This window comes from Micromonospora sp. NPDC002717 (assembly GCF_040295705.1).
GTDB lineage: Bacteria > Actinomycetota > Actinomycetes > Mycobacteriales > Micromonosporaceae > Micromonospora.
This window is the reverse complement of the sequence record NZ_JBEOVW010000010.1, coordinates 255,934-271,627: the sequence shown is the minus strand read 5'-3', so window position 1 is coordinate 271,627 and position 15,694 is coordinate 255,934. Positions and strand designations below refer to the sequence as shown.

At 74.7% G+C, this 15,694-nt stretch carries 16 protein-coding genes; 2 read left to right on the top strand and 14 right to left on the bottom strand.

Annotated elements, in window-relative coordinates; all coding sequences use genetic code 11:
• Positions 1–243: 243 nt before the first annotated feature.
• The 3 genes from ABT006_RS17950 to ABT006_RS17940 form a co-directional block, all read right to left on the bottom strand.
• Positions 244–879, bottom strand: a complete 636-nt coding sequence (locus tag ABT006_RS17950) for a hypothetical protein (protein ID WP_350707650.1) — start codon at positions 877–879, stop codon at positions 244–246.
• Positions 880–892: 13 nt separating this feature from the next.
• Entirely contained in the window at positions 893–2,584 is a 1,692-nt protein-coding gene (locus ABT006_RS17945) for a DUF4012 domain-containing protein (protein WP_350707648.1), read from the bottom strand.
• A gap of 206 nt (positions 2,585–2,790) precedes the next feature.
• On the bottom strand, positions 2,791–4,014 hold the full coding sequence (locus ABT006_RS17940) for a glycosyltransferase family 4 protein (protein ID WP_350707646.1): 1,224 nt from the start codon (positions 4,012–4,014) through the stop codon (positions 2,791–2,793).
• A 159-nt stretch (positions 4,015–4,173) separates the two neighbouring features.
• Here ABT006_RS17940 and ABT006_RS17935 point away from each other — a divergent pair, with 159 nt between their 5' ends.
• Positions 4,174–4,740 carry an arsenate reductase/protein-tyrosine-phosphatase family protein gene (locus ABT006_RS17935; protein ID WP_350707645.1) on the top strand — a complete coding sequence of 189 codons (567 nt, stop codon included), beginning with the start codon at positions 4,174–4,176 and terminating at the stop codon, positions 4,738–4,740.
• Here ABT006_RS17935 and ABT006_RS17930 read toward each other — a convergent pair.
• Entirely contained in the window at positions 4,721–6,178 is a 1,458-nt protein-coding gene (locus ABT006_RS17930; RefSeq protein WP_350707643.1) for a tyrosine-protein kinase domain-containing protein, read from the bottom strand. The two genes, ABT006_RS17935 and ABT006_RS17930, sit on opposite strands and share 20 nt — an antisense overlap.
• 335 nt (positions 6,179–6,513) lie before the next feature.
• Between ABT006_RS17930 and nhaA the strand changes: the two genes are divergently transcribed.
• The gene (nhaA, locus tag ABT006_RS17925) at positions 6,514–7,833 is read left to right on the top strand and encodes a Na+/H+ antiporter NhaA (RefSeq protein WP_350707642.1); all 1,320 of its coding nucleotides are present in this window, start codon (positions 6,514–6,516) and stop codon (positions 7,831–7,833) included.
• A 114-nt stretch (positions 7,834–7,947) separates the two neighbouring features.
• On the opposite strand, the gene ABT006_RS17920 is transcribed toward nhaA, so the two are convergent.
• The 10 genes from ABT006_RS17920 to ABT006_RS17875 all read right to left on the bottom strand — a co-directional run bounded on the left by ABT006_RS17920 (position 7,948) and on the right by ABT006_RS17875 (position 15,582).
• A complete protein-coding gene (locus ABT006_RS17920; protein WP_350707640.1) occupies positions 7,948–8,145 on the bottom strand; it encodes a hypothetical protein in 198 nt (65 codons plus the stop codon).
• A gap of 34 nt (positions 8,146–8,179) precedes the next feature.
• Positions 8,180–8,467, bottom strand: coding sequence for a hypothetical protein (locus ABT006_RS17915; protein ID WP_350707639.1), 288 nt, complete (start codon positions 8,465–8,467; stop codon positions 8,180–8,182).
• Positions 8,464–8,826 carry a DUF1622 domain-containing protein gene (locus tag ABT006_RS17910; protein WP_350707637.1) on the bottom strand — a complete coding sequence of 121 codons (363 nt, stop codon included), beginning with the start codon at positions 8,824–8,826 and terminating at the stop codon, positions 8,464–8,466. The genes ABT006_RS17915 and ABT006_RS17910 overlap by 4 nt, the downstream gene beginning before the upstream one ends.
• A 38-nt stretch (positions 8,827–8,864) precedes the next feature.
• The gene (locus ABT006_RS17905; RefSeq protein WP_350707636.1) at positions 8,865–9,452 is read right to left on the bottom strand and encodes a TMEM165/GDT1 family protein; all 588 of its coding nucleotides are present in this window, start codon (positions 9,450–9,452) and stop codon (positions 8,865–8,867) included.
• A gap of 243 nt (positions 9,453–9,695) precedes the next feature.
• Complete coding sequence (egtD, locus tag ABT006_RS17900) at positions 9,696–10,661, bottom strand: L-histidine N(alpha)-methyltransferase (RefSeq protein ID WP_350707634.1); 966 nt, start codon at positions 10,659–10,661, stop codon at positions 9,696–9,698.
• Between the two features lie 41 nt (positions 10,662–10,702).
• Positions 10,703–11,449, bottom strand: a complete 747-nt coding sequence (egtC, locus tag ABT006_RS17895; RefSeq protein WP_350707632.1) for an ergothioneine biosynthesis protein EgtC — start codon at positions 11,447–11,449, stop codon at positions 10,703–10,705.
• Between the two features lie 13 nt (positions 11,450–11,462).
• A complete protein-coding gene (gene egtB / locus ABT006_RS17890; RefSeq protein WP_502890993.1) occupies positions 11,463–12,800 on the bottom strand; it encodes an ergothioneine biosynthesis protein EgtB in 1,338 nt (445 codons plus the stop codon).
• Positions 12,797–14,032 (bottom strand): ergothioneine biosynthesis glutamate--cysteine ligase EgtA, encoded by a 1,236-nt coding sequence (gene egtA, locus ABT006_RS17885; protein ID WP_350707630.1) that lies wholly within the window; start codon positions 14,030–14,032, stop codon positions 12,797–12,799. Before egtA ends, egtB begins: the two co-directional genes overlap by 4 nt.
• Before the next feature lie 140 nt (positions 14,033–14,172).
• On the bottom strand, positions 14,173–14,937 hold the full coding sequence (locus ABT006_RS17880; RefSeq protein ID WP_350707628.1) for a hypothetical protein: 765 nt from the start codon (positions 14,935–14,937) through the stop codon (positions 14,173–14,175).
• A gap of 15 nt (positions 14,938–14,952) precedes the next feature.
• Positions 14,953–15,582, bottom strand: a complete 630-nt coding sequence (locus tag ABT006_RS17875) for an RNA polymerase sigma factor (protein ID WP_350707627.1) — start codon at positions 15,580–15,582, stop codon at positions 14,953–14,955.
• Positions 15,583–15,694: the final 112 nt, after the last annotated feature.

Genomic DNA, 15,694 nt, shown 5'->3' with positions numbered 1-15,694 from the left:
CGTATCAACATTGCGCCATTAAACTGGATCCGGAGGGGCGGCGCAGGGATCAAGCCTGACCGCCCGGAGCCGGGCACGGCGGGCCACACCCCCACACCCCCACCAGGGCGCACCGCAAGACAACACCCCACCACGACTCCCAGCGCGCAAAGACCAGAGAACAAGCCGACGCCCGCCGGGAAACCTCCCGACGGGCGTCAGCCGTTTCGCGGTGCCCGGGCACTGCCCGGAAGGTGCTCACCGTCAGCGCGCGGCCCCCATGCCGAAACGGTGGCGCTTGCGCCAGACCAGCGACAGCAGCAGGAGCACCGCGCCGGTGCCGACGAGGCCGCCGCCGAACTTCATCGGGGTGCTCAGGCTGTCACCCGTGACGGGCAGCGGCGCCGGGTCGTGCTTCTTCAGCACGGTGAGCGTCGCGGTCGCCACCTTCTCCGACGACTCACCGACGGCACGGAAGGTGTGGGTGCCGTGGGGGCGCGGCGTGTGGGTCGTGCGGAACTCGCCGTCGTCGTCGGCCGTGACCTCCCAGCGCCTCGGGTTCGGCTGCGGGGCCTGCTGGAACGAGACGGGCGCCATCGCGACCACCTCGCCGTTGCTGCGCCGCGCCTGCTCGGCCCCGGGTACCGCGGCGGCGAGCGGCGCGTGGCCGGCGGTGATCACGACCGTCTCGCCCGGCGTCCAGCCGGTGCCGATCAGCGTGGCGGTCTGACCGACCACGACGGTCGTCGGGCTTACCGCGAGGGTCGCGGGGCCGGGCGCGTAGGGCGGTGGTTGGGTCTCGCTCGGCGCCGGCTGCGGCTGCGCCGCCCCCGCGGCGGACGGCGCGGCCACCACGGCCAGACCGACCGCGAGCGCCATGATGATGCGGGATAGCCGCATGATTGGTTCCCTCCTACTGGTCACAGCTTGGTGCGGAAACAACTTGGGTGGTCCATGGGGTGGCGGTGGGGGTCAGCCACAGCTCGGCCGTACCGACGCCGGTCTTCGCGGTGAGCACGGTGACCGCCAAGGTGCGGGAGCCTCCCGGGCCGACCTCGACGTTCGCCGTGGTCACCTGGCGGCGCCGTTCGGTGCCGCTGCCCACCGCCGTCTCGACGCCGTCGAGGTGGGTGGTGAGCACGGTCCCGCCGGCGGGGCTGTACACCGACACCAACGTGCGGGCGGTGTACGGGTCGCCGGCCAGGCCGAGGCCGAGGACCGACTTGCTGAGACCCGACTTGGGCGCCGACGAGCGCAGGGTGATCCGGAGCCGGAGTTCCCGGCGGCCGTCGGTCCGGCAGTCGCCGACGGTGAGGGTCGCCGTCTGCCGGAGGTAGTAGCCGAGCTTCGCGCCGCTGCCGTCGTTGAGGAACACGCCGACCGTCGGCACGGTGTCCTTCTCCGGAAGCACCCCGGCCATTCGGCTGTCGCCGATCGTCCGCTGCTCTTCGGGTCGGGCACTCCAGAACAATATCCGGCGTTCGGTGACAGCACGGTCAAAAGCGGACAATAACCCCTTCGGGTCGTATTTCTTCGTGACCAACGCGTCGAACACGGCCGCGGCGGAGGCCGCGAAGAAGGCGTCCTGCTCTTCGTTGTCCATCCGCTGGTAGCTGTCGCCGAGCACCGCCTGGACGACCTTCTCGGCGGCCAGCGGGACGCCGCCGGGCACCATCACCGGGCCGGTGGCCTTCAGCAGGTACGACAGCACCACCGGGTCGACGGCGAGCACGCCGTCCACCGTGGTCCCCGTACGCCGGCGGAACATCTCCCGGTAGAGCGCGGCAGCGGTCGGGAAGTGCGGGGTGAGGTTGACGTCCGCCGGATAGATGCCCGGCAGGTCGGCCCAGAGGTGACGCACCTCCGTGGGCACCTTCAACGGCGGCTGGAACCGGCCCAGCGCGCTGCTGGTGCCCTGCCGCCCCATCCGGACCCGGCCGTCGTCGGCGTGGATCACGGCGTACGCGCCGATCATGCCGCCGGTGGCGCGCAGCTCGGCCGGGTTCTGGGACACCACGAGATAGGTGCGGGGGCCGGCGGCGCCCAGCAGGGGCGGGAGCAGCCTGGTGGCCTGGTCCGCCGCGGCGGTGAGGCCCGCCAGGCGGTCGATCTCCCCGCGCAGGTCGACGAGCGCCTGCCGGACCTGACTCACCAGGCCGTCGGTCGGCACCGTGGCCAGGCTGCTCCGGGTGCCCTGCACGGCCGCGTTGACGGTCGTCAGTTCCGCCGAGACCGTCCGCAGCCGGGCCACGTCGAGCCGCCCACCCGCCGGCACCAGGCTGGCCAGGTCGGTGCGGAGCAGCAGCGGGAACGCCTGCCGGGCCAGGTCGTCGACGGCGACCGAGATCTGCCGCACGGCGCCCAGGTTGTCCCCGGCGTACGGGGTGTGCCGGCCGAGCCACCAGCCGGGGTCGCCGGTCGCCGACCTGGCCTTGCCCGCCTGCTCCTGGAGCGCGGCCAGGGTGCGCTGCGCGCGGGCCGTGTCGCCGCCGACCACCTGGGCGCTGAGCTCCCGGGCCAGCCCGGCGGCGTTGAGCAGGTGGGCGCGGGCCTGCCAGCCCCGGAAGCCCACCCAGCCGCCCGTCAGCAGAAGCAGCGAACCCACCACGAGGCAGGCGAGAAGTGCCCGGCGAAGCTGCCGACGCCGCCGGGGCCGGCCCCGCCGTCGGCGCGTTCTCTGGCTCTCCGTCACACCACACGTCCCTTCGGAAACGGACAGAAGACCCCATTCCTCCGCCTGTTCCTAACAGGTAACGAGCGTTTTCGCCGGTAGATGACGGTATTGACCGGTACGCGAGTGTCGCTCGCGGCTCAGCGGCCGGTGGCGCGGCCGGCAGCCGCGTCGTACAGCAGGCGTTCGATCCGGTCCACGCCCGCCGGCATGGACATCTCCCGCAGGTACGCCTCCCGGCCGCGCCGGCCCATGTCCACGCGGGCGGGCGGCGGGATGGTGGCGGCCAGCCAGAACCGGTCGGCCAGGCTCGCCCAGTCCTCCGGTGGGCAGGACAGCCCGGCCCGGGCCCGCTCCACCAGCTCGGCGGTGTCGCCGCCGGCCGAGGCCACCACGGGCGCGGCGCAGGAGAACGCCGCCTGGAGCTTCGCCGGCAGGGCGCTGCGCAGCTCCGGGAGGTCGCGCAGCATGACGAGCTGGTAGTCGGCGGCGGCGTACAGCTCCGGCATGTCCAGCGGAGACCGGCGTTCGACGAAGCGCACGTTCTCGGCGCGCAGTTCGGCGGCGAGCCCCCGCACCCGCCGCTCGTCCGCGCCCGAGCCCACCAGGACGAGGTCCATGGTGCGGTCCAGCGCCGCCGCCGCCCGTACCGCCGTCTCCAGGCCCTGCCGGGCACCGATGGTCCCGGCGTGCATCACCACGCAGCGGTCGTCGCGGCGCACCAGCCGGCGCGCCGCGCCGCTGGGCCGCGCGGGCTGGAAGATCCGCTCGTCGGTCCAGTTGAGCACCACCTGCACCCGGGCCGGGTCGGCGCCGGCGGCCACGACCCTGTCCCGCAGCGACGGCGCGGAGACCGCGATCCGGTCGGCGGCGCGGTAGGCCCGGGTCATCGCCGCGCCGATCCGCGCGGCCCACCGCCCGTTCCCGGCGCCGGTCGACTCGTCCGTCGCCCAGACGTCCTGCACGTGGACGACGGTCGGCACCCGGCCCAGCAGCCGCAGCAGGCCCGCGGCGGCGAAGGCGGTCGCCGGCGGCAGGTGGACGTAGAGCGCGTCGACGTCGGCGAGGAACGGCCGCCCGGTCAGTGTGGCGCTGCCGGCGAAGGAGAGGTAGCCGGCCATCCGCGTGCGCAGCGACCCGTCGCCGGCGCTGTAGCGCGGGACCCGGCGGACGGTCAGCCGCTCGCTGCGGGTCTCGTGACGCCAGCGCTGTCGCCACCCCGGGTAGACGTGCCCGCCGGGATAGTCGGGGAAGCCGGTCAGCACCTTCACCTCGTGTCCCCGCACCGCGAGTTCCTCGGCGAGGCTGCCCGGGATGAACGCCGGCTCGGGCGGGAAGTGGTAGGACAGGATCCCGATCCTCATCGGCGTGCCTCCGTCCGGGTCAGGCGGTTCGGCGCGGCACGGCGTGGTGGACGCGGCCGGCCCGCGTACGATGCCCGCATCCCCTCCGCGTCCGGCCGGCATAGACGGCCGGCGGCCGATGCGGCGCTGCCCGCGCGAGCACCGACGAGAGGGGTCCAGATGGTCGACCGCGTGCTGTTCGTCTGCCACGCCAACCTGTGCCGGTCCCCGATGGCCGAGTACCTCGCCCGCCGCCTGCTGGCCGGGCAGCCGGTCGTGGTCTCCAGCGCGGGCACCGACGCCGTCGACGGCCTGCCGATACACCCGTACGCGGCGGAGGTGGCGACGTGGGCCGGCGGCGACCCCACCGGCTTCCGCACCCGGCGGTTGCGCGGGGAGCACCTGGTCGGGGCGACGCTGGTCCTGGCGGCCACCCGACGCCAGCGCTCGGTCTGCACCGCGCTCGCGCCGGCGGCGCTGCACCGGACGTTCACCCTGCGCCAGTTCGCCCGGCTGGCCGAGGCCGCGGATCCGGCGGACGACGCGATCGCGGACCCGGCCGACGGACCCGTGCGGGCCGCGGTCCGGGCGGCCGCCCGCGCCCGGGGACGGCTGCAACCCGCCACTCCCGACGCGGACGACCTGGTGGACCCGATCGGCGGGACCGCCGCCGACTTCCGACGCTGCGCCGAGGAGATCGAACGGTCCCTGCGACCCCTCGCGGCGCTCATCGGGACAGCCGGGTGAGTTCCTGCGTGCGGTCGCTGCGGCCGTCGACCCGCTCCGCGTGCCGGGCGGTCTTGGCCCGGTCGGCCGGCACGTCCGCGGGCCCGCCGGCCGCCACCACCCGGTAGGCCTCGTACTGGTAGGCCTCGGCCTTGGCCACCTTGGCCATGTTCAGCACGCAGCCGAGCAGCCGGACGGAGACCGAGTGCAGGGAACGCGCGGCGGCGGCCACCTGCGTCCGCGAGGTGCGTCCCTGCTGGGAGACCAGGAGCGCGCCGTCGGCCTGCACGGCCACCACCACGCCGTCGGTGACCGCCAGCAGCGGGGCGGTGTCGATGATGACGATGTCGGCCGACTCCCGCAGGGCGAGCAACAGGTCCGCCATCGCCTTCGAGCCGAGCAGCTCGCTGGGGTTGGGCGGCGCCGAGCCGCTCGGCAGCACCAGCAGGGACTTGTCGCCCCAACGCTGCACCACGTCGCCGACCTGGACGTCGCCGACGAGCACGTCGGTGAGCCCGATGCCGGCGTCGAGCCCCAGGTAGTCGGCGACCTTCGGCCGGCGCAGGTCGGCGTCGACCAGCAGCACCCGCCAGCCGGCCTCGGCCAGGGCGATCGCGAGGTTGCAGGAGAGCGTGGTCTTGCCCTCGCCCTGCAGGGCGCTGGTGACCGCGATGACCCGGGCGGGCTCGTGCACGTCGACGAAGCGCAGGTTGGTGCGCAGCTTGCGGACCGCCTCGGCGCGGGCGGAGTTCGCCGCGTCGCCGACGATCAACGGCTCCGACTTCGCCGTGCTCTCGAACGGGATCTCACCGAGCAGCGGGCTGCCGGTGGTGCGCTGCAGGGCGGCGGCGTCGCGCAGCCGGACGTCGGCCACCCCGCGCAGGATCGCCAGGCCCACGCCGGCGAGCAGGCCCAGCAGCGTCCCGATGACGACGTTGCGCACCGGCTGCGGCGAGACGGGGCTCGAACTGACCCGCGGCCCGCTGACCACCTCGATCTTGATGGGGCCGGCCTTGCCGTCCTGGGTCGTCTCCACCTTCTGCACCAGCCCCACGAACTGCGCGGAGAGCGCTTCAGTGACCCTCAGCGCCCGGTTCTGGTCCGTGTCGGTCACCGACGCGCGCAGCAGGACGGTGCCCGTCTCAGTGGACGTGCTGACCCGACGCTGAACCTCCTCGGCGGTGAGCCCGATCGCGTTCTCGGCCACCACGCTCTGCGCCAGCCGGTCGCTGGTCAGCAGCTCCGCGTACGACTTGACGCGCTGCTGGAGGAAGAGGCCGCCCTGGTAGGCGTCCGTGACGCCCTGGCTCGGCGTGGTGACGAAGAAGGTCACCGAGGCGACGTACCGGGGCTGGGCCCGGACGGTGACGAGAGCGGTGACGCCGAGCGCGACCATGACGGTGAGGAGCACGATCCACCAGTGCCGACGCACGAGGCGGAGTTGGCGGTACAGGTCCATCAGGCGCGCCTCCGTACCAGGCCGGTAACGCCAAAGAACTTCACGAAAACCCCCAAGGTCGACTTACATCTCGTGAAACCATTAAAGCGACTCATACGACCTATGTCCTGAGTTATGTATTTTCACCCCTTGACATCTGCGCCTGGCCCACCAACGGACAAACGGGCTTGCGGCGTCCCGGGACGCGGGGAGAAACGAACGGGCGTGACGTTTCCGACCATGAACTGTCCCGACTCGCCGGTGGCGGCGGCGATGGATAGGGTCGGTGACGGTGTGCCGGGAAGCCTGGTCGGCAGTTGCCCCCTGCTGCCCCGACACCAAGGTGGACATCGCGCATGAGCGACCGCGCCCCGCACACCGGCCCCTCCCGCCCGACCCGCCGGCTCTTCTCGCGTACGTCCTGGCCGGAGGCCCGCTTCCTGGCCGACGTGCTGCGGACCGAGACGGTCGGCGGCGGTCTCCTCCTGCTCGGCGCGGTGATCGCGCTGGTCTGGGCGAACTCGCCCTGGGAGTCCGCCTACCAGGCCCTCGGCGGCTGGGTGCCGTGGGCCGGCGGGGCGGGCCTGCACCTCGACCTGAGCCTCTCCGCCTGGGCGGCCGACGGCCTGCTCGCGGTCTTCTTCTTCGTGGTCGGGCTGGAACTGAAGCGGGAATTCGTCGTCGGCGAGTTGCGGGACCCGCGGCGGGCGGCCCTGCCGGTGGTCGCGGCGGTCGGCGGAATGGCGCTACCGGCGCTGATCTACGTCGCGGTCAACCTGGCCGCCGGCGGCGACGGCCTGCGGGGCTGGGCCATTCCCACCGCGACGGACATCGCCTTCGCCCTGGCCGTGCTGGCCGTCATCGGCTCCCACCTGCCGCAGGGCCTGCGGGCCTTCCTGCTCACCCTCGCGGTCGTCGACGACCTGCTCGCGATCACCGTCATCGCGATCTTCTACACCGACGACTTCAGCCCGCTGCCGCTGCTCGCCGCGCTCGCCCCGATCGCGGTCTTCGGCCTGCTCGTGCAGCGCCGCAGGACCTGGTGGTGGGCCCTGATCCCGCTCGCGGTGGCCGCGTGGACGCTCGTGCACGCCTCCGGGGTGCACGCCACCGTGGCGGGCGTCCTGCTGGGCTTCACGGTGCCGGTCCTGGGCAGGGACGGCGGCACGCACGGGCTCGCCGAGCACCTGGAGCACCGCTGGCGCCCGGTCTCCGCCGGCTTCGCCGTACCGGTCTTCGCGTTCTTCGCGGCCGGGGTGTCGCTGCGCGGGGCCGACCTGGGCGCGATCGTCACGGACCCGATCGTGATCGGCGTCGTCGCCGGCCTGGTGGTCGGCAAGGCCGTCGGGATCTTCGGCTCGACGTTCCTGCTCGCCCGCTTCACCCGCGCCCAGCTCGACGAGGACATCACCTGGACCGACCTGCTCGGGGTGGCGCTGCTCGCCGGGGTCGGGTTCACCGTCTCCCTGCTGATCGGCGAACTCGCGTTCGGCGCCGGCAGCGCGGCCGACGACAACGCCAAGGCGGCTGTGCTCACCGGCTCGGTGATCGCGGCGCTGCTCGCCGCGGTCGTGTTGGTCCGGCGCAACGCCGCCTACCGGCGGATCGCCGAGGCGGAACGCGTGGACGCCGACCACGACGGCGTGCCGGACGTCTACCAGCGCGGAGACGGCTGACCCGGACGGCCGACGGCTGGTCCGAAACGGCCGAGGGCTGACCGGGACAGCCGCGGCCGGAAGCCGAGCGGAACTCCGGCGGGACGGCGACCGGCCCGCCGGAGCCCGGGCGGGTCAGCGGCGCCGCTCGGCCGCCCGGCGCTCCTCCTGCTCGTCGGCGAGGGCGTCGCTGACCGGCTCCATCAGGTCGTCGGCCGGCACCGCCACCTCCTCCGCCCGGTCCTGCTCGTCGGCCCGCCCGCCGGCCGGCGGCTGCGGGGCGGTGGCGTCTCCGGCGAAGCCGTACTCGTTCGGCTCGTCATGCTTACCCATGTGGCAGTCCTCCCGCTTTCTCCGGTTTCGCCTCCTACCGCAACGGTAGGTGGTGATCCTCTTGCCCGCTGGAGGCCGCCGATAGTCGTGGCGACGCCGCGCCGGTGAGCGCGGCCCACAGCAGCCGGCGCAGCAGGACGATCGCCGCCGCGGCCGCCAGCTCCGCCCAGCCCTGGTCGACGGCCAGCCGCAGCAGGCCGGCGGCCGTGAGCAGATCCAGCAACGCCCGCAGCGCGCAACGCCAGGAACGCGTGCCGACCAGCACCGCCAGGCCGGCGAGCGTGGCCAGCGCGGTGGTGGCGGTGGCCAGGACAGGGGTCACCTGCCGTGCTCCGTCTCCCCCACCTGCCGCTGCTCCTGGCGGATCTCCCGTCCGAGGAAGTAGTTCAGCGCGGTCCGGATGGTGGCGATGGCCGCCAGCTGCCCGATCTGGGTGAAGGTCGGCGAGACCGCCGTACGCAGGATGTCCGCCGCGAGCTGGAACTCGATGCCGAGGGTGAGGAACCGCCCCAGGGAGAGCCGGATCGGGGTGAACACGGCGGCGCTGCGGTGCCGCAGCCCTTCGACCACGAACCGCAGCGCCGCCCAGGCTGCGCCGACGAAGATGACCACCGCGCCGGCGACCTCCACCGCGGTGACCAGCGACTCGTAGCCGTGGCGCAGCACCTCCTCGACGCCCACCCGCTGGCCATACCCGGCCCGCCGGGCGGTAGTCGGCGTCAGGTGAGCTGCGCGACCGCCTCCAGGATCAGCCAGAGGCCGCAGATGGCGAAGAGCGCGGCGGCGCCGTACTTGATGGTCTTCTCCGGCAGCCGCTTGCCGAGCATCCGCCCGACCAGGATGGCCAGCGCGTCCGCCGCCACCATGCCGACCGTCGAGCCGAGCCAGGTGCCGAACCAGCCGTACTGGGTGGCGAGGGTGATGGTGGCGAGCATGGTCTTGTCGCCCAGCTCCGCCAGGAAGAATGCGACCGACACCGCCACGATGGCGGACTTGCTGGACTTCTCGGCCTTGCGCTTCTCCTCCTCGGTGAGCGTGTCCCCGCGCAGGGTCCACGCGCCGAAACCGAGGAACGCCAGGCCCGCCACCAGCGAGATCCACTCCGTCGGGAGCGCGGCGCCGAGGCCGTAGCCGATCGCCACCGAGGCCAGGTGCACGACGGCCGTGGCGACGGTGATGCCGATCAGGACCGGCACGGTTTTGAAGCGGGTGGCGAAGGTCAGGGCCATCAGCTGGGACTTGTCGCCCAGCTCGGCGACGAAGATGACGCCGAAGCTGACCGCCAGCGCGACGAGGAAACCTTCCATGACATCCTTCCGGATCACGCCGGGAGGAGGTACGGGGCGCCCTCGACCCGGCTGCGACAGCCTGAGTCGAAGGTCTCGCCCGCCTCGGATGACGAGGCCGCGTGGCCGGATGCGGAACGCACCAGTGTGTCGACCACGACATTGGGGGCTACTCCCCTTCGCGCCGCCCAGCCTAGCCGACCATCGGCCGGGCCGGGCACCACGGGTGAAGATCGTCACGCGCCGCCGGCCGGCCGGTCCCGGTCACTCCGCGCGGGCCAGGGTGACGCCGAACAGGCCGTCCGGGTCGGTCCAGAAGTCGTGGACGGCGAAGCGGGCCGCCTCCAGCTCCGCGGCGATGCCCTCGGGCCGGAACTTCGCGGACACCTCCGTGCGCAACTCCTCGCCCTCGGCGAAGGTGACCGCCAGGTCGAGCACCCGGACCCGCATCGGCCGGAGCGCCCGCAGCCGCATCTCGATCCACTCCCGCGCCGGGTCCCAGAGCGCCACGTGGGCGAACGCCTCCGGGTCGAAGTCGGCGCCCAACTCCCGGTTGACCACCCGCAGCACGTTGCGGTTGAACTCGGCGGTGACCCCGGCCGCGTCGTCGTACGCCGGCACGACGACCGCCGGGTCCTTGACCAGATCGGTGCCGATCAGCAGCCAGTCCCCCGCCTCCAGGGCGCCCCGCATCGCGCCCAGGAACCGCGCCCGCTCGGCCGGCAGGAGGTTGCCGATGGTGCCGCCGAGGAAGAGCACCAGCCGCCGCCCGCCGGTCGGCAGCCGGTCCAGGTGACGGGTGAAGTCCCCCACGATGCCGCGCACCCGCAGCCCCGGGTAGTCGGCCGCGATCTCGACGGTGGACTGGCGCAGGGCGCTGACCGACACGTCCAGCGGCACGAACGTGCCGAGGCCGCCCCGCCGGGTGAACGCGTCCAGCAGCAGCCGGGTCTTCTCCGACGAGCCCGAACCGAGCTCGATCAGCGTCTTCGCGCCGGTCAGTTCGGCGATCGCGCCCGCCCGGTCGGCCAGCACGGCGCGTTCGGCCCGGGTCGGGTAGTACTCCGGCAGCCGCGTGATCTCCTCGAACAGCTCGCTGCCACGGGCGTCGTAGAACCACTTGGGCGGCAGCCACTTGGGCTCGGCCGTCAGGCCGGCGCGGACGTCCTCCCGCAGGCTGCGGCCGAGGTCCTGCTCCTCGAGGTGGATCTCCAGCGGCTCGGCGCCCATGTCTTCCCCTTCGTCGTCGGAACGTCCCTGTCGGCCGGCGGTCAGACCTCGGCGAGGGCGCGCAGACGCACCCCCGTCGCGGTCGCCTCCACCAGTTGCCCGTCCGGCACCGCCTGCCAGCCGGGGTCGTCGTCGTGCGGTTCGGACGCCAGCAGCACCGAGGCCGGGGTCGCGCGGATCGACAGCGCGTGCCCGGCCACGCTGGCCACCACGGTGTGGCCGTCGGTGAGCAGCAGGTTGAGCCGGGACCCGGGGGCCGCCGCGGCCACCGCCGTCACGGTCTCGGCGATCGCGCGGGCGGGCTTCACCCCGGCCCGCAGCCGGTGCCGGACCAGCGCCCAGAGCAGCGCCGAGTCGGTGGCCGCGTCCAGGGTGAGCAGGTCGCGTACGGGCAGGGTGCCGGCGAGCGGGACCATCGTGTCGGGCCAGCCCCGCACCACGCCGTTGTGGCTGAACAGCCAGGGCCCCTCGGCGAACGGGGCGGCGGCCCCGTCGAGCACCGCCATGCCGACCGTGGCGGAGCGGACGGCGGCCAGCACGGCGCCGGCGGAGGTGACCGCCGCGAGCTGCGCGATCGTGGGGTCGCTCCAGATCGGCTGGGCCCGCCGGTAGCGCACCGGCTCGCCGGAGCCCGGATACCAGCCGACGCCGAAGCCGTCGGCGTTGATCGTCCCGCCGCCGCGCATGTCGCGCGGCGCCCAGGACTGCCGCACCAGGGCGTACGGCGGGTCGAACAGCAGCTCCCGCAGGGTGACCGGCGGCCCCAGGTAGGCCAGGTGGCGGCACATCAGGCGGCCGTCCTCACGGCTGCGATTCCTCGGGCCGGGCGTCGCGGGCGCAGCGGAAGCCGCTGAAGATCTGCCGCCGGATCGGGTAGTCCCAGTTGCGGAAGGTGCCCCGGCAGGCGGCCCGGTCGGTACCGAACGAGCCGCCCCGCAGCACCTGGTAGTCGTCGCCGAAGAAGACCTCCGAGTATTCGCGATAGGGGAACGCGGTGAAGCCCGGATGCCCCCGGAAGGTGGTGGAGGTCCACTCCCACACGTCGCCGACGAGCTGGTGCACGCCCAGCGGCGAGGCGCCCGCCGGGTAGGCGCCCACCGGGGCCGGCCACAGGTGCCGCTGCCCCAGGTTGGCGTGCGCGGCGGTGGGGTCGTCGTCGCCCCACGGGTAGCGGCGGGAACGGCCGGTGGCCGGATCCCAGCGGGCCGCCTTCTCCCACTCCGCCTCGGTCGGCAACCGCTTGCCGGCCCAGGCCGCGTACGCCTGCGCCTCGTGGTAGCAGACGTGCACCACCGGCTCGTCGTCGCGGACCGGGGCCCACCGCCCGAAGCGCCGGTAGGCCCAGCCGTCGCCGTCGCGCCGCCAGTGCATCGGCGCGGAGAGCCCCGCCTCCCGGCGGTGCCGCCAACCGGCCGGGCTCCACCAGCGCGGGTCGTCGTAGCCGCCGTCGGCGATGAACTCGCGGTAGCGGCCGTTGGTCACCGGCGTGGCGTCGATGACGTACGCCGGCAGGTGGACCCGGTGGGCTGGGCGCTCGTTGTCCAGCGCCCACGGGTCGGTGTCGGTGCCCATGGTGAACTCACCGGCCGGCACCAGCACCTCGCCGCCGACCCGGGTGCGCGGCTGCGGCGGCGGCGGGGCGTGCAGCACCGCAGGGCCGGTGCGGAGCTGGTGGGTGGCGAGCATCGTCTCGTCGTGCTGCTGCTCGTGCTGCACGATCATGCCGAAGGCGAAGCCGTCGGCGACCAACGGACGGTCGGTGAACGCGACCCTGTCCAGCAGGTCGAGCACCTTGTCCCGGACGGTGAGCAGGTAGGCGCGGGCCTCCTCCGGCGGCAGCAGGGGCAGCGACGGGCGGTCCCGGCGGGGCTGCTTGAACGCGTCGTACAGGTCGTCGATGTCCCGCCGGACCGGCTCGCGGCCACCCACGTCCCGGACCAGCCAGAGTTCCTCCTGGTTGCCGACGTGCGCGAGGTCCCACACCAGCGGGGACATCAGCGGCGAGTGCTGCCGCACCAGGTCGGCCTCGTCGACCGCCTCGGTCAGCAGCGCCGTGCGGGCGCGGGTGCGTTCCAGCTCCGCCGCGATCCGGCTGCGCAACTGCTCCGCGCCCGGCCGCTGCGTGGTCGCTCCGGTCACGCGTGCCTCCTCCCCGCGGCGGCCCGTCGCCGCCGTACGCCTCGGTCGATGTCGTCGTGCAGGGCCGCCGGCAGGCCGAGCCGGGGCAGGGCGGTCAGGGCCAGGTCGAACAGCTCCACGGCGGCGGCGGCCAGCGCCGGGTCGCGCAGGCCGTGCCGGGCGGCGGCACGCCAGCGGTGCGCCACCGGGCCGGCGACGGCGCGGGCCGCGTGCACGGTGCCGGGCTCGGCGAGCAGGGCGGCCACCACCGCGAGCGCGACCGCCCAGCCCCGGCCGGGCTGTGCGTCGAGGTAGCGCAGCTCCAGGTAGCCGCGGGGGCGCACCGGCGGGAACAGCGTGCTCACGTGGTAGTCGAGGTCGTCGGTGGTCGGCGGTCGGGGCAGCGCCCCGTCGACCCAGTCGGCGAAGCTGACGGCCGGCGGCGGCGTCCAGTCGGGACCGCCGCCGCGTAGGCAGAGCAGCGGCGCGGCGAGGACGTAGTCGGTCCAGGCGGCGACCGGGTCGACGTCGGCCCGCTCCGGCGTCCACACGGGCCGGGTGCGGGCCGGGTCGATGGCGAACCAGGCCGCCATGCGCGCGGACGCCCAGCCGGTGGCCCGGCCGGCGTGCCGGGTGGCCGTGGCGAAGGCGGCCAGCAGGGGTGGCCCGAGCGCGTGCACCGTCGCCCAGCGGGCCGGCAGGTGCTCCGGCTCTCCGGCGTCCAGGCAGACCTGCAGGCCGGCCGTGCTGTACATCATCGTCCGGCCGGCGGCGCCACGCCGGTCGAAGACGTGCCGCATGGCGCGGTAACGGGGGGTCTCGACCACCGCCCGGGGTGGCCGGTGGGGGTCGATGCCGCTCTGCCCGAGGACCAGCCCGGCGGCGGCGAGCAGGCCGCTCAGCTGGGCGATGTCGCCGTCGGTGGCCTGGACGAGGGTGGCGAGCGAGGTGCGGGGCGCGGTGGAGATCTCCAGCTGCCCGCCGGGCTCGACGGTCACGGTGCCACCGTGACGAAGCGGTGCGGCGGGGCTCGCGCGGTCGAGGGTCGGGGGGCTGTGCCGCCCCAGCGCCGCCCGGAGCCGCTCGCCGTCGACGGGGCGGGCGGGGTCGGCGGCGTCGTGCACGGTCCATTCGAGTTCGACGCCGGTGTGGGTCGGCGGGCCGGTCTTGAAGCAGATCCGGGCGAGGTGACCCGCGGCTGCGGCGCGCTCCCGCAGGACGATGCTCCGGTCGAGTTCCGGCGACGTCACCACAGGACGGGCTCCCTTCCCCGCGCCGACTTCCGGACCGTGCCACCGTAGCGCCACCCACCGTCATCGGCAGGGCGTCGGCGGCCCACCACTTCTGTTCTAACAGACGGATTTCGTGTGGCCGGCCGGAACGAGCAGGGCGATCAGCCGGTCGCCTCCGGGGACGGCGCCGTCGTGAGCTCGGCCCTCCTCGAGTTCCTCGGCCCCGCCTCGGGCGCCAGCTCCCGGCAGAAGGCGTCGACGTTCTCCCGGCCGCCCGCCGCGGTCACCACGCCGGCGTACGTGGGGCTGTCCAGCGTGTTCTCCCGCTGGGCCGGCGGCCTGGCCAGGTACGCCTGGCAGAGCCCCCGCATCTGCTCGGTGCGCTGCTCCGGCGGTCGTGGCCCGCCACCGCCCGGGGCGCCGGGGGTGGCCGCACCGGACGTGGGGGCGGCGGACGGGCCGCGCGAGCCGCCGGTGGGCGCGTCGGAGGGGGTGCCGCCACTGCCGGTGGCGCCGGTCGACCCACCCTGCTCCGTACCCGTGGTGGCCGGTGCCGGCGTGGGCGGGCGCGGCGGCGGGGCCGGGTCGTCGGGGCCGTCCAGGGTGACGGCCGCGAAGGCGGCGCCCGCCGTCGCGGCGACCGCGATTCCGGCGGCCCAGGCCACGGCGCCGGCGGTGAACCGGCGTCCGCGCGGTGGCCGCGTCGCGGCGGTGGTGGCGGGCGCGGCGGCGCGGGCGGCCCGGAAGGCCGCCAGCGCGCCCTCCTCGCCGGCCAGTTCGCCGGGGCGGGCGGGGGCCGCCGCGACCGAGAGCAGCCGGGCGAGCGACTCCGGGTCGGCGGCGTCGGGCGAGCCGGCGCGGGCCGCGTCGAGCAGCCGGTCGGACTCGGCCCGGTCGGCGGGCCGCTCGCTCCGGCGGAAGGTCATCTGATTCCCCTCACGTCAACCGTCCGCTGGCTCGGCGTGCGGCGCCTGCCGCCGACCGGCGCGCGGACGCGGCGGGGTGGCTCCCTCGGGGTCGGCCGGCGGCTGGGACAGGTCGTAGCGTGCCATCAGGGCGGCGAGGCGGCGCAGACCCCGGTGGGCGGCGGTGCGCACGGCACCGGGCCGGCGGCCGAGCACCCGTCCGGCGGTCTCGGCGTCCAGCCCGATGACGGCGCGGAGCAGGACCGCCTCGGCCTCGCGGGGCGGCAGGGTGGCGATCAACGCCAGCGCCGCCTCGGTGCCGATGGTCTCGCCGGCCCGTTCGGCGGTGTCGGCGTCGCCGGCCAGTTCGCTGAGCGCCTGCACCGGCACCGGCAGCGACGGACGGCGGCGTTGCCGCCGCAGGTGGTCCATGGCCCGGTTGCGGGCGATGGTCACCGTCCACGCCCGGAACTCGCCGCCGGTGAAGCTGGGCAGGTCGCGGGAGATCTGCAGCCACGTCTCCGAGGCGACATCCTCGGCGTCGGCGCCGACCAGGGCGGTCAGGTACCGCAGCAGACCAGGCTGGAGGCTGCGGTAGAGGAAGCGGAAGCCGTCCTCGTCGCCGGCCTGCGCCGCCGCGACCGCGTCGTTCAGCTCAGCGGACACGGGACCGCCGCCTCCGCTTCCCGGACATGCCGGGGTGGCGCACGCCTACCCGGGCGTGCGCGACGCCAGCACGGTCCGGCACCCGGACCTGTTCCCGCACCCTCAGCCCCCC